The sequence below is a fragment of the Bradyrhizobium sp. AC87j1 genome (assembly GCF_002936975.1).
Classification (GTDB): Bacteria; Pseudomonadota; Alphaproteobacteria; order Rhizobiales; family Xanthobacteraceae; genus Bradyrhizobium; species Bradyrhizobium shewense.
Genome location: NZ_PTFE01000058.1, coordinates 1 through 12,812 on the forward strand (window position 1 = coordinate 1; position 12,812 = coordinate 12,812).

16 protein-coding genes and 1 pseudogene are annotated in these 12,812 nt (G+C 65.3%); 8 read left to right on the top strand and 9 right to left on the bottom strand.

Annotated features, from left to right (window positions below):
* Positions 1 to 25: 25 nt before the first annotated feature.
* From CV770_RS25850 to CV770_RS25870, 5 genes and pseudogenes are all read right to left on the bottom strand, one after another.
* A pseudogene (locus CV770_RS25850) lies at positions 26 to 427 on the bottom strand (dihydrodipicolinate synthase family protein); the annotation flags it as partial.
* Between the two features lie 6 nt (positions 428 to 433).
* Positions 434 to 1,255 (bottom strand): GNAT family N-acetyltransferase, encoded by an 822-nt coding sequence (locus tag CV770_RS25855; RefSeq protein ID WP_104464362.1) that lies wholly within the window; start codon positions 1,253 to 1,255, stop codon positions 434 to 436.
* Positions 1,242 to 2,279 (bottom strand): NAD-dependent epimerase/dehydratase family protein, encoded by a 1,038-nt coding sequence (locus CV770_RS25860; protein WP_104464363.1) that lies wholly within the window; start codon positions 2,277 to 2,279, stop codon positions 1,242 to 1,244. Before CV770_RS25860 ends, CV770_RS25855 begins: the two co-directional genes overlap by 14 nt.
* A 26-nt stretch (positions 2,280 to 2,305) precedes the next feature.
* Complete coding sequence (locus tag CV770_RS25865) at positions 2,306 to 3,076, bottom strand: ABC transporter permease (protein WP_104464364.1); 771 nt, start codon at positions 3,074 to 3,076, stop codon at positions 2,306 to 2,308.
* An 83-nt stretch (positions 3,077 to 3,159) separates the two neighbouring features.
* On the bottom strand, positions 3,160 to 3,807 hold the full coding sequence (locus CV770_RS25870) for a TetR/AcrR family transcriptional regulator (RefSeq protein ID WP_091956928.1): 648 nt from the start codon (positions 3,805 to 3,807) through the stop codon (positions 3,160 to 3,162).
* 100 nt (positions 3,808 to 3,907) lie between these two features.
* Between CV770_RS25870 and CV770_RS25875 the strand changes: the two genes are divergently transcribed.
* The 5 genes from CV770_RS25875 (at position 3,908) to CV770_RS25900 (ending at position 7,389) form a co-directional block, all read left to right on the top strand.
* Positions 3,908 to 4,924, top strand: coding sequence for an ABC transporter substrate-binding protein (locus tag CV770_RS25875; RefSeq protein WP_104464365.1), 1,017 nt, complete (start codon positions 3,908 to 3,910; stop codon positions 4,922 to 4,924).
* Positions 4,925 to 5,214: 290 nt separating this feature from the next.
* Positions 5,215 to 5,913 carry a septum site-determining protein MinC gene (minC, locus tag CV770_RS25885; protein ID WP_104464366.1) on the top strand — a complete coding sequence of 233 codons (699 nt, stop codon included), beginning with the start codon at positions 5,215 to 5,217 and terminating at the stop codon, positions 5,911 to 5,913.
* A gap of 19 nt (positions 5,914 to 5,932) precedes the next feature.
* Positions 5,933 to 6,748 (top strand): septum site-determining protein MinD, encoded by an 816-nt coding sequence (minD, locus tag CV770_RS25890; protein ID WP_018322943.1) that lies wholly within the window; start codon positions 5,933 to 5,935, stop codon positions 6,746 to 6,748.
* Complete coding sequence (gene minE / locus CV770_RS25895) at positions 6,745 to 7,026, top strand: cell division topological specificity factor MinE (RefSeq protein ID WP_091956925.1); 282 nt, start codon at positions 6,745 to 6,747, stop codon at positions 7,024 to 7,026. The genes minD and minE overlap by 4 nt, the downstream gene beginning before the upstream one ends.
* A gap of 177 nt (positions 7,027 to 7,203) precedes the next feature.
* Entirely contained in the window at positions 7,204 to 7,389 is a 186-nt protein-coding gene (locus CV770_RS25900; protein ID WP_091956924.1) for a hypothetical protein, read from the top strand.
* A gap of 19 nt (positions 7,390 to 7,408) precedes the next feature.
* On the opposite strand, the gene CV770_RS25905 is transcribed toward CV770_RS25900, so the two are convergent.
* Both CV770_RS25905 and CV770_RS25910 read right to left on the bottom strand, forming a co-directional pair.
* Positions 7,409 to 7,660: a hypothetical protein gene (locus CV770_RS25905; protein ID WP_104464367.1), complete on the bottom strand. Its 252-nt coding sequence runs from the start codon at positions 7,658 to 7,660 to the stop codon at positions 7,409 to 7,411.
* A gap of 109 nt (positions 7,661 to 7,769) precedes the next feature.
* Entirely contained in the window at positions 7,770 to 8,159 is a 390-nt protein-coding gene (locus tag CV770_RS25910) for a hypothetical protein (RefSeq protein ID WP_104464368.1), read from the bottom strand.
* Positions 8,160 to 8,289: 130 nt separating this feature from the next.
* Here CV770_RS25910 and CV770_RS25915 point away from each other — a divergent pair, with 130 nt between their 5' ends.
* A complete protein-coding gene (locus tag CV770_RS25915; RefSeq protein WP_104464396.1) occupies positions 8,290 to 9,075 on the top strand; it encodes an SDR family NAD(P)-dependent oxidoreductase in 786 nt (261 codons plus the stop codon).
* Here the strand turns inward: CV770_RS25915 and CV770_RS25920 are convergent, their stop codons facing one another.
* Both CV770_RS25920 and CV770_RS25925 read right to left on the bottom strand, forming a co-directional pair.
* Positions 9,076 to 9,306 carry a DUF6894 family protein gene (locus CV770_RS25920; RefSeq protein WP_018322949.1) on the bottom strand — a complete coding sequence of 77 codons (231 nt, stop codon included), beginning with the start codon at positions 9,304 to 9,306 and terminating at the stop codon, positions 9,076 to 9,078.
* 377 nt (positions 9,307 to 9,683) lie between these two features.
* Positions 9,684 to 10,739, bottom strand: coding sequence for a hypothetical protein (locus CV770_RS25925; RefSeq protein WP_104464369.1), 1,056 nt, complete (start codon positions 10,737 to 10,739; stop codon positions 9,684 to 9,686).
* A 370-nt stretch (positions 10,740 to 11,109) separates the two neighbouring features.
* Here CV770_RS25925 and CV770_RS25930 point away from each other — a divergent pair, with 370 nt between their 5' ends.
* Positions 11,110 to 11,706, top strand: a complete 597-nt coding sequence (locus CV770_RS25930) for a L,D-transpeptidase (RefSeq protein ID WP_201760045.1) — start codon at positions 11,110 to 11,112, stop codon at positions 11,704 to 11,706.
* Positions 11,707 to 11,816: 110 nt separating this feature from the next.
* The gene (locus CV770_RS25935; protein ID WP_104464371.1) at positions 11,817 to 12,803 is read left to right on the top strand and encodes a hypothetical protein; all 987 of its coding nucleotides are present in this window, start codon (positions 11,817 to 11,819) and stop codon (positions 12,801 to 12,803) included.
* Positions 12,804 to 12,812 lie beyond the last annotated feature (9 nt).

Genomic DNA, 12,812 nt, shown 5'->3' on the forward strand with positions numbered 1-12,812 from the left:
ATCATGCCGGCCTGCTCAGCCTCGCCGCGATGATCTCGTCCTCGGAGGCGCTCTTCATCGCGGCGAGGCTGAGCAGGCCGGCATGATAGCCGATGTCGCGCGCGGTACGGGCTTCGGTGACCGCCTGGTTTGTCGGACCCGCGAGGCCTGCGACCATCGCCAGCGGTCGCTTGGTCCAGTTGGCCGCGGTCTCGGCGGCGAGCTCGAGCACCGGACGGTAGAGACCGACGTCGCGGATCGCGAACTGCGTCGTGTGCACGCCGACCGCAAGGCCGCCTGAGCCGGCGTCGATGTAATAGCGCGTCAGCGCACGCTGATGCGTCTTGTCGAGCTGGCGCGCAGCGGTGAGCGCGAGCGGATGCGCCGGTATCACGGTGCCCTCAGTGATCAGGTTGCGGGTGTCGCTGTTGATCTGGCTGTGATGCATGATGTCCTATCCGAATTCAGGGCCGGCGACGGCGAATGGCATTTCCTCGCCCGTGACGGTGGCGGGGCCGAACCGCATGCGCTGGAACGGACGCTCGATGGTCCAGCTGGAGGCGGTCAAGCCTTCCAGGAACGCGGCTTGCGACGCGACGGCGTCGAGCAGGAGCGGGCTGGTCTCGGAGCGCACGATCGCGTCAACGAGCGCCAGAGCTGCCGCGGCATTGTTGGCCAACAACGGGCCGATATGGCGGGCGGTCCGGCCGTCGCGAACCAGCGCGATGGCGCCGTTGGCGCCGACGATGCGCGAGCCGGAACGCTGTGCGAAGGCGGAGAGGAGGGCGGTCCGGTCGAAACCGGTGGCCCGCAGGTCCCGCGCACGAAGCGCTTCGATGGTCCCGGATGATGATGGCGGCGCTTCGGCTCGCGCAGGCTTCAACAGCTTCAGGCGGCGCAATTGCAGGGTCGGCGTGAACCCCAGCGGTCCGTAGACGGCGGCGCCGTCGGGCGTGGCGTCGAGCCAGCTGGTCAGGCCGTTCTGACGCGCCGTCTCCAGGCAGGCACCGACCAGACGGGTGGCAAGGCCACGGCGGCGATGCGTGCCTGATACCAGTACCATGCTGATCCAGGCGTTGTTGCCGGAATAGGGCAGCAGTGCTGCGGTTGCGACCAGCCGCATGCCGTCGCGAATGCCGAACACGACGCCGTCGCGCAGGAAGATGCGCCAATCCTCGTCGGTCTGGTTCCAGTGCGCTTCTGTCGACAACGCCAGCCCCGCGATCGCGTCGTCGACGCCGAGCTGGACGATGTGCGGGGCGTCAGTAACGGCCATCGCGCACCTCGTATTTGGTGGGCTTGCCGAGGCTCGGCATGGCGCGCGAGACCCAATCGGTGGTCCAGGCGATTAACTGCTCGGTGTCGACGACCGGAAGGCCGAACAGCTCGACCGCCTTCGACGTGTCGGTCAGCCATGCGGTCGGCTCTTCCTTGCCCGTCAGCACCGGCGCGCGGCCGAACCTTGCGCCGAATCTCTGGGCGAGATCGCGCACCGCCAGAATCTCGTGGCCGCTGACATTGATCGGCGAGGTTGGCGCGGTGCAGTTCGCAAGGCAGCGCAGCGCCTGCGCGGAGGCATCGCCCTGCCAGATGAAATTGACATGACCGAGGCTGACGTCGATCGGCGTGCCGCCAAGCACGTTCGTCGCGATGTCGTGCAACACGCCATAGCGCATGTCGATCGCGTAGTTGAGACGGAATAGCCGGCCCGGCGTTGCGAATTTGTGCGAGAAATACTCGAACATGCGCTCGCGGCCGACGCAGGACTGGGCGTATTCGCCGGGCGGGTTCGGCGCCATGTCCTCGGTCGAGCCTTTGCCGTCCACAGCGACGAAGGGATAGATGCAGCCGGTCGAGAACGCCACGATGCGCGACGACGGAAAGGCCTGCGCCACCAGCGCGGGCACGTGCGCGTTCATCGCCCAGGTCAGCGACAGATCGCCCTCGGCGCCGAACTTGCGGCCGGCCATGAAGATGATGTTCGGCGCCTTCGGCAGCGCCGCAATTGCCTTCTCATCCATCAGATCGCAATTGATGGTTTCGACGCCGCGCGCGTGCAGCCAGTCCTTCACGCCGGCGTCGCTGAAGCGGGCCACGCCGATGACGCGGCGGTCGGGTGCAGCGGCCTTGGCGAGCCCGGCCAGCGTCGGGCCCATCTTGCCGCCGACGCCGAGGATCATGATGTCGCCCTCGACCTTGGCAAGGTCGTCGATCAGCGCTTGCGTCGGACGGCAGAGGAGATCGTCGAGGGCGGCGATATCGGGGATGGTCTTTGGCAGCGTCTGGCGGGTAAGCAGCATGGATTTGTCCCTTGGTTCTGCCGGTGTCAGGTTTGTCTTGCGTCGCCGACCACGAACATGCGTTCGAGGACCAGGACGAGGCCGTAGAGACCGACCCCGAGCAGCGTCAGCAGCACGACGGCCATCACCATCGCGGGCGTGTCGAGCGCCGACTGCACCTGGATCATGAGGTAGCCGAGCCCGCGCTCGGAGGCGATGAACTCGCCGACGATGGCGCCGGCGACCGCGAGGATGGCGCCAACCTTCATGCCGGAGAACACGTAAGGCAGCGATCCCGGCAGCTGGATCTTGCGGAACAACGTCCAGCGCGAGCCGCGCAGCGATTTGACGAGATCGAGCAGATCCGGCTCGACCTCGCGCAGGCCTCGCGCGGTGGTGAGCAGGATCGGAAAGAAGCAGATGCTGAAGGCGATCAGGATGTTCGGAATGATGCCGTAGGAGAACCAGACGATGAAGAGCGGGCCGAGCGCGACCTTCGGGATCATGTTCAGCGTCACGAACAGCGGCAGCAGCACGAGGCTCAGCAGCGGCGCCCAGCTGAAGATCACGGCCAGCGCGACGCCGACAAAGGCGCCGAGCGCGAAGCCGCCGAGGATCTCGATCGCCGTCACCAGCGTGTTGGCGCCCCAGGCGTAGCTCGCGGTTCCCAGCGTCTGCACCGTCGCGAGCGGCGAGGGCAGGATGAATTTCGGCACGTGGAAGGCATCGACCGCGACCTGCCAGAGCACGAGCACGGCGAGGTGCACGACCAGGATGATCGCAAAGCTGCGCGAGGCGCGTGCGCTGTCTGCTGCCACCGATTGCTCCCTGTTGGCGCGGCGGCGATGCCGCAGGTCGCAAGCCTAGCCGCCTTCCGGGAAAGTTTCAACCAGTTGGTTGATTAGGGCCGGAGCGACTGCAGCACCAGATCGGCGACATGGCGGCGGCGGGCGCGCCGTGCGGTGCGGCTCGACAGGTCCTTGCCGAAGATCGCCGACAGCGTCGGCGTGTTGGAGAAGAAGAAATAGCTGAGGCCCGCAATGGAGATATAGAGTTGGACGGGGTCGATGCCCTTGCGGAACACGCCCGCGCGGACCCCCTCGTTGAGAATGTGGGAGACGCTCTTCACCAGCGGGGAGTGCATCGCTTCCAGCCGCGTCGAGCCGCGGACGTGGCGGGCGCCGCCGCGGTTCTCGTCGTTCAAAAGCACGATGAAATCAGGGTGTGCGGCCAGATGGTCGAACGAAGCCTCGATCAGCTTGCGGATCGCTTTCTCCGGCGGCAGGCCCTCGAGATTGAGCTTCCGCTCCTGCTCGCGGATGTCCTCGTAGACCCATTCGAGGACGGCGAGGTAGAGCGCGTCCTTGTCGCCGAAATAATGGTAGACGAGCTGCTTGTTGACGCCCGCGCGCTCGGCAATCTCGTCGACGCGGGCGCCCGCAAAGCCGTGCCGGGCAAATTCCAGGCGCGCCGCGGTCAGCAGCTTGTTGCGGGTGGCGACGGGGTCGCGGCGCTGCGGCACGGTGTCGCCAGATCGTTTTGCGGGCATTTCCAACCAAACAGTTGACAAGTGGAGGGCAGGCTTGTTGCATTGGTATCCTCACAAGGGGAGAGCGACAAGCCGGGTCGCGGCAACGAGGAGAGATGCGATGAAGCGTTTGCAGGCGGCGGGTTCGGCCCTGGTCTTGACCCTGATGCTCGGTGCAGCTGCGGCGCCCGCGCATGCGGGCGAAGCGGTCAATCTGATCCTGAACTGGACGCCGACGGCCGATCACGCGCCGTATTATTATGCCAAGGCGCAGGGCTGGTACGAGAAGGCGGGCATCGACCTCACGATCGAGACCGGCAAGGGCTCGGGGGTCTCCGCCGCCAAGGTCGGCTCCGGCGGCTCGCCCTTCGGCGTCGCGGATCTCGCCACCATGCTGGTGGCCAAGAGCAGGGGCGCCGACACCGTCGCGGTGATGAGCGTCTATGCCAATACCGGGCAAACCTTCTACTGGCTGAAGAGCTACGGCGTGAACGGCGTCAAGGATTTCGCCGGCCACAAGATCGGCAATCCGCCCGGCGATGCCTCGCGCGTGATGTGGCCGGCTTTTGCCAAGGCTGCAGGGCTTGCGCCCGATGCCGTCGGGTTCGTCAATGTCGGGCCGACCGCGAAAATCGCGGCATTGAAGAGCCACACCGTCGACATCATCAGCGACTTCTACAACGAGCACGATTTGAAGGTGATCGAGTTCGGGCCAGACCTCGGCTACGTCAACTGGAAGGACATCGGGCTCAACCCTTACGGCAATTCGCTGATCGTCAACGGCGCCTACTTGCAGAAGAATCCGAAGGTCGTCGAAGAGTTCGTGCGCGTCACGCAGAAGGCCTTTGCGGCCTGCGTCGCCGACGTCGCGCCGTGCCTGAAAGCGCTGCTCGACCAGGTCTCCGGTCTCGACCAGGCGAACCAGGAGCGCCAGTGGGAGCGCATCAAGTTCCTGATGACCGACGAGTTCACCACGACGAAATCGCTCGGTTGGATCGATGGCGAGCGGATGAAGAAGGACTATGAACTGGTCCAGACCTATCTCGGCATGGAGAAGCCGTTCGACGTCACCACCGCCTTCACGACCAAGATGCTGGATCCGAGCATCAAGATGGATGCGAGCAAGGTGAAGAAGTAAGGGGGCGGGCATCGTCTGTTCTTCGTCATTTCGAGCGCAGCTCTGCGTCCCGTCACCCTGAGGCGGCCGCTTCTTCAGCGGCCCTCGAAGGGCGGCGGCCCGGCTGCAGCTCGGCCGTGCATCCTTCGAGGCTCCTGGCGCGATGCGTTGCATCGCGCCACTCGCGCCTCAGGATGACGGGATCCAGAGCGCCGACCAGCCAGCTAATCACCCCACGGAGAAATTAACCGGCCGTTAACCAAATCCGCCGCATCGTTAACCATTCAATAACTGGGAACGAGTCGGCCGATATGGAGGCTGCAGTCAAACCTCAACGCCAAATGGTGCGCCTGCGCGGGCGCTCCTATGTGGCCTTCGTGTTCACGCCGACGGTTCCGGTGCAGGATTGGCTGCACGAGATCGACGCCACCATTGCGCGCTCGCCGGGCTTCTTTGCCGGCCGGCCCGTGGTGATCGACCTGTCCTCGGTCGATCTCAGCCAGTCCGGGATCGGCCATCTGCTCACCAGCCTTCAGGACCGCAACATCCGCGTGCTCGGCATCGAGGGCGTGGAGGAGGCGAGGCTGACCCCGATGATGCCGCCGCTGCTCTCGGGTGGACGCAGCTGCGTGGTCGAGCCGAACGCGCCGAAGAAGGCCGAGACGAAGTCCGAGGCCAAGCCGACATCGCTGCTGCTGGAGAACCCAATTCGATCGGGCCAGACCGTGATCTTTCCCGAAGGCGACGTCACCATCCTCGGCTCGGTCGGCTCGGGTGCCGAAGTCGTCGCCGGCGGTTCCATCCACGTCTATGGCGCGCTACGCGGCCGCGCCATGGCGGGCGTGAACGGTCGCACGAGCGCGCGCATCTATTGCCAGAAGATCGAAGCCGAACTGCTTGCAATCGATGGGTTTTATCAGACCGCCGACGATATCGACGAAGCCCTGCGCGGCAAGCCGGCCCAGGCCTGGCTGCAGGGCAACACCATGCGAATTACCGCGCTGAACTGACCAGAAGGAGATTTCAGAAATGGCAAAGGTACTGGTCGTGACATCAGGCAAGGGGGGCGTCGGCAAGACCACGACGACCGCCGCCCTTGGGGCTGCGCTGGCGCAACGCGGCGACAAGGTCGTCGTCGTCGACTTCGACGTCGGCCTGCGCAACCTCGACCTCGTGATGGGCGCCGAACGCCGCGTCGTGTTCGACCTCATCAACGTGGTGCAGGGCGTGGCAAAGCTGCCGCAGGCGCTGATCAAGGACAAGCGGCTGGAAAACCTCTGGCTGCTCCCAGCCTCGCAAACCCGCGATAAGGATGCGCTGACGGAAGAGGGCGTCGGCAAGGTCATCGACGATCTGCGCAGCCGTTTCGACTGGGTGATCTGCGACAGCCCCGCTGGCATCGAGCGCGGCGCCTCCATGGCGATGCGCTTTGCCGACGAGGCGGTGATCGTCACCAATCCGGAAGTCTCTTCGGTGCGCGATTCCGACCGCATCATCGGCATGCTCGATTCCAAGACGGTGCGGGCCGAGAAGGGCGAGCGCGTCGAGAAGCACATTCTCATCACCCGTTACGACCCCTCGCGGGCCGCGCGCGGCGAGATGCTGACCATCGACGACATCCTGGAAATCCTCGCAACGCCCTTGCTCGGCATCATCCCCGAGAGCCAGGACGTTTTGAAGGCCTCCAATGTCGGCACACCGGTGACGCTGTCGAACGCGGACGGCGCACCGGCGCGGGCCTATATCGACGCGGCGCGCCGGCTGTGCGGCGACACCGTGCCGATGCAGGTTCCGACTGAGCGCAAGCGTTTTATGGATCGTCTGCTGCGACGGAGGGCTGCATGAGCATGGGTCTGCTTCGGCTTCTCCGCGGCAAAAAGGCCTCTGCACCCGTCGCTCGCGAACGGCTGCAGATCCTGCTTGCCCATGAACGCGGAATGCGTGGCCAACCCGATCTGCTCGGGGTGCTGCGTGAGGAAATTCTCGCCGTCGTGTCCAAGCATGTCACGCTTGACCCGACCAAGGTCATCGTCCGGCTCGAGCGTGGCGACGACGTATCGACCCTGGAGGTCGATATCGAGGTGCCCAACGACTTCGAGCGCAAGAAAGCGGCGGTCGCGTAGGGGACGCGGCCGACGAGCTCCAGCTTTGGGGTGGGTGAGAAGGCGGTCCGCTGGGCATAGCGGGCCGCCTTTGTTTTGGGACCATAGGGACGGTGCGGAACGACGTCCCGCCCTCAATCGTTGTGAACAACCGCGGGAGCGATGCGGCCTGCGGTCTGGTCAGACGGGAGAGCGCCCATGATGTCCGAGGTCCAGGTCCACACCGTCGCGCGGCAGATGCTCGAACGGCACGGTTTTGCTGCGATTGCGAAGGCCGCTGAGCAGGCCCAGGCCTGCGAGGGCCGCGGCGAGGCCGATGAGGCCAAGGAATGGCGTCACATCGCCGACGCCATGAAGATCATCCGCGGGCCGGCCCACAGTTGATCGCCGGGCCAGAAACGCTTCAGCGTTCCTCGCGATCCGGCCCGCGTGACGGGGATCGATGCTGCGTCTGCGGCTGGCCGCGCTCGCCCGCTTCCTTGCAGGGGAGCTGTTCCCACGTTCCGTCCGGCGCCTGCTGATAGGCGCTGCACGAGGACGACGAGGTCGATTTGTCCTCGCCCTTTTGGGCGTCGGAATTCTTTGCCTGTACCGGGGCGCCCAGCGTTGCGCTCATCGCGAGCACGCCGGCGACCATGAGATGCGTCATCCGCATTGGGCTTCTCCTGTGCGAAAGGAGCCCGCATGCTGGCGAGGAATGTGACGATTATTGGCCGGAACGAGGGTTCCGCCGCGGTGTGCTTAACGCCGCGACAGCCGGCTTGCTAGCCGCCCTTGGCCCGGATCAGGCCAGCGAGGTTGGTCTTCTGGGCCTCGCACCAGTTGGGCATGCCGAGGCGGCGCTGGTTGAGATCGGTCGCCTGGGTCGCCACCGCGACCTCGGCCATCAGATCGTCGTCCTGCTTCTCGCCCATCTTGCCGCCGGTGTGCATCCAGGCAATCGCCTTGCGCACCTTCTCAGTGGTGCCGTCGGGCAGCTTCATCTGCGCCGCCTTCTGCACGAGATCCTGGTAGACGACGTCCGTGCCCGGGCATTCGACCTTGGTGGCCAAGGCCTGCAGGACCAGGGTCACATAGGTCGAGCGTAGATGGTCCTCGGCCTGGGCCGGAGCGGCGATCAGCAACAGGCCAGCCATCAGGAAACCGTAGCGCATCCTTGGTATCTCCTCCATTTTTTTGGGAGGCTAGCGTCCGCCGGGCTGCTCCGCAATGGTATCGGGGCGAATTTGTCGCGCCCCGGCGCGGTGCGCTATCGTGGCCCGTATCCCGGCCTCGGAGAGCGACATGAGCCTGTTCAGCACGCCGTTCGATCCTGCCCGCGACACAGCGCTCGTCACCGGCGCGGGCAACGGCATCGGGCGCGCCATCGCGCAGGCCCTGGTTGGCGAGGGCGTCCGGACCGTGTTCGCCGACATCAGCGTAGAGCGCGTGAGCGCCGCGATCGGCGCGAGCAAGAGGCCCGAGCTGGCGGTGCCCTGGGTCGGCGATCTCGCCGAATTGGATGCGTGCGACGCGCTGCTTGCCGCCGCGGACGCAGCGTTGGGCGGGATCACGCATTTCGTCCACAGCGCATCGCCGCCGCGGCGAGAGGCCGATCATGCGCTCGCGGTCGATCACAGGATCTGGCAGCAGATGCATGCCGTCAATCTCGATGCCGGCTTTCACCTGGCGCGCGAACTCGCAAAGCGGCTGATCGCGGCGAAGCGGCCGGGCTCGTTCCTGTTTCTCACCTCGCTGCATGCGGGCACGCCGCGCAACCTGCCGCATTATTCGACGGCGAAGGCGGCGATGGCGATGCTGGTGAAGGAGTTGGCCAAGACGTTCGGCCGCCACGACATCCGCGTCAATGCGCTGGTGCCCGGCGCGATCGCCGCCGGCGGGTTCGTTGCGGACCCCGCGCTGGCGCGGCACATTCCGCTCGGGCGTCTCGGCGAGGCCAATGACCTTGCGCCGATGGCGCTCACCGTATTGTCGAACAAGCTCTCCGCTTACGTCACCGGCGCAGCCTTCGTCGTCGACGGCGGATTGTCGCTGACGAACTGGTTCGAGCCGCCGGCGCTTGATGAGTAGTCAGCGGCGCCAGGCCGGCACGGGATCGAGCGGCGTGCGGTAAAGCTCGTTGTCGTCGCGATCGGTGACGCGCACCGCGCAACCCTTTTGCTGCAGCTCCGGCTTCACCTGCGACAGCTCGGTGGCGAGCTGGTCGGCGCGATCGGAGGCAACCTCGATGTCTTCGAGGATGATTCCGCCCTGGTTCCTGAACTCTCCACCAACCACAAGATCGAAAGAGTAGTACGGCATCCGAATTCCCCGGTGTGACGAGATGAGTTTCAATGGAAGCCTCAACACATGTCGGATGGTACCACTGAGTCGACATCTACCGATGAACGGACCGCGCAATCTCTGTGCTTATGGCGCAGAAATGATGTGCAACGTGTGATGGCCTTAACATTTAATTAAACATGTTGGCGCGATCTTAAGGCATGGAATTGCAGCAGAACCGGGCTCCGGGAACCGGCAGCTGTAAGAGAAGGCCGCCGGCATAGATCCCGACGGCCTTTTCTCTTGAGCGAGAAAAATCGCTTTCCGTATTTGTCCGGACTCAACGCATCACATCGACTCGGACAGCCTACGCGACGTTGTCGCAGCGCGCCGTACTGCTCTACGCGGTCTCAGTCCTAGCGCAACGGCATAGGTGGACGCACGATCGGTCCGTCGTCATCGGCAACGGCTTGGGTCGTGGTAACAGGTGCGGCCGGCGGCGGCACCGCGGCAGCCTGCGACGGCGGCGGAGCTGCGAGCGGCGCGGGCGAATAGGCCGGCACGTAGGTGTGCGACACGACCGGTTTCGGTTTGCGAACCGGCGGCGGTGACGGAGCTCGCGGTGGGACCGCAGCAGTGCGTGCGCGCGGATCAACAGGCTTGACCTCTGCTACCGGCTTCGGCGCAGGCGGTTTTGCCATCTCGCGCGCCATCTGCTCCTGTCCGGCCTTCAACTCGGCGATGTTGGCCTTGAGCGATTCGATCTGCTGCGCCATCGCGGCCAGGTCGCGCGTCATCGATTGCACTGACTGTGCAGTATCGGGCTGTGCAGTATCGGGCTGCGTCGCTGCGGGCGCAGCTGCCGCGACCTGGACTGCGGGCGGTGTTGCAGATTGATCGGCCGCTTGATCGGTTGCCGCTTGCGCTACGGGCGGGGCGGCCTGCTCCGCGGGCGGTGCGGCCTGTGCGGCAGCGACCGGCGCGGTCTGCGATGTCGACGGCAGCAGCGACGTCAATGCCGGCGTCCATTCGGCGAGCATCTGTTTGGCGGTGTCGCCGTGTTTTTCCCACGCGATGGTGGCGGCCGCACTGCCGCCTGCAAACAGAAACGTGACGAAAGCGCCGCGCAGCCACTTGCCCGCGGCGGATCGCTTCCGCGGACCGAGACCATCGCTCGCCGCGACACGGACGGCCGTGTCGACAGAGGGCGGGGGCGCCGCCTGCGGCGCCGAGACGGGACTGAACTTGGGCTCAATAGAGATCTTGCGCTCGAGCGAGGCTTTGGGCTCCGGCGCGAATTTCGGCTCCGGACGCGTCGCAATGTCGGGCGCCAGCGCGGGCGCAACGCTGATGGGGCGCGAGGCCAGTACAATGTCGGGCGAAATCTGAATCGCGTCGTGCGGATCGTTGTCCTTGACCGTGTCCTTCACGATCTCATCGACGATTTGCTTGGGGTTCAGCGTCGCGAGCATCGCAGCTCCTTTGAAGCCCGGTGTTCGAAGGCCGGGCGCTTGAAATACTGGTCGTCCGCATTGGCGCGAGCCGATCTGTTGGGGTGAGTCCATCCCAACCGGATGAGCCTCGCACGATGACGCACGAGTCCAGCCGGGTTTGACCAAAGCAAGGCGAGGGGATGGAGATGATGCGACGCTCTTCCGCCGTTTGTGGTGATGGAACCCCTTTTGTTGAACACGCGCACGTGTTCCGCGCTGCCTTGTTTTCAGCACGATTTTGGCAGCATCTGGGGAGGCTGGGGGCGCTGCTATCCGCTATCGGGGGCCGGCGGTGCCAAGATCTCTAATCGCTTTGTTCGTCGTTGCCTTGCTGCCGCTGGGCGGCTGCATGCAGGCAACGCTTTCGCCGTCGACCGACGCGAGCATGACGCCGCGCGACCGGCAGTTGCTTGCGCATACGCCTTACGCGCAAGCGAACGTGCCCGAGCAATATCTCCGTCACGTCGTCGACTACCAGCGCAAGGAGCAGCCGGGCACCATCCTGGTCGATACCGACGCGCGCTACCTCTATTACGTGCTGCCTAGTGGCAAGGCGATCCGCTACGGCGTTGCTGTCGGCGAGGAAGCCATGGCGTTCTCCGGCGTCGCACGGGTCGGCCGTCTGGCGGAATGGCCGGACTGGGTTCCGACAGCAGATATCCAGGCGCGGCTCGGGCCGTATCCGGCGCGCGTTCCCGGCGGTCCTGCCAATCCCTTGGGCGCGCGGGGCATCTATCTCTATTCCGGCAACAAGGACACGCTCTACCGCATTCATGGCACCAACCAGCCCGAATATATCGGGCAGGCGATCTCGTCCGGCTGCATCCGGATGCGCAACGAGGACGTGATCGATCTCTACGACCGGGTGAAGCTCAATTCGATGGTCGTGGTGCTGCCGCCGGGACAGAACGCGCAGGCCGGGACGGGCGCGCGCTGGCGCGGGTGAAGGCTCGCAGACGTGCACGTCCGGCGCGCTCTTGCGGACAATTTTAGCCATTGTCTTGCGCGGTCTCTAACGTCTCGCGCCTAGCGTGCAGCGAGCAAGGGGTTGCTCGCATGTATCTCGTGAAGAATTCGCCGCGCGCGTTGTTCGCAGCGCTGATTCCGCTGGCCATCGTCGAAGCCGTGCTGCTGGTCTACGCCCTCGCGGGCGGACAGGTGACCGATCCGGTGGGGGTGCCCGCGCCGGATCAAATCCTGGTGCTGTATGCCGGCCGCATGGCGATGAACGCCGCCTTGCTGTTCGCCGGACATATTGTGCTGCGGCAATGGACGGTCTCCAGCCGGCTCGCCTACGGCCTGATGGGCGGCGTCATGGCGGCGGTGAGCTACGGCATTGCGATCCGCAACCACATCCAGCTGACGGCGCCCGGCGACGGCACAGTGATGACGATCGGACTGTTGCCGACCATTGCGGGAATGATCGGTGGCTTCCTCTACGGCCAGTTCGCCGGGCTGAGCCCTGTTGCGCGCGCGGCCGTGGATGCTTCCGCTGCCGACGCGTCAGGAAAGCCGCCGCCGCTGGCGTTCAACGGGCCGGTCCGCGTCCGCACGTCCTTCGCGGGCATCGTCATCGCCGCGCTGATACCGACGGTGCTCGCAACTCTGCTGCCCTACACGTTGGTGCCGCTGCTGATGAACGGTTTCGGCGACAAGAGCACCGCACATATCTTCGCGGCGGTGATCCCGGCGCAGACCTTCATGGTCATGATGGTTATCTCTGTCATTCCTTCGGGCATCTTCATGCTCTGCGTTCACCACGCCACGCGAGCGATGAGCCGCCGCAACGCGTGGGAGTACGCGGCGATTGGCGGCGTTGCGGCGTTCGCCTGTATGCTGTTGCTGGCGTTCGCGGTGCCACTGCTTGCCTTTCTCGTGGTGCCAGCAGCGTTCTGCGGGGCTGTCATGGGCGCGATCTACCGCCGCTTCGCCGGCCTCGAGCCGATGCCGCTACCGGAAGCCGTGATCGCGACCGATCCGAACGCGCTGGTCGATGCTGATCATCCGTCGCGCCACCAGCATGGCGTCATCCTCAGCAACTGATCGCGCGGG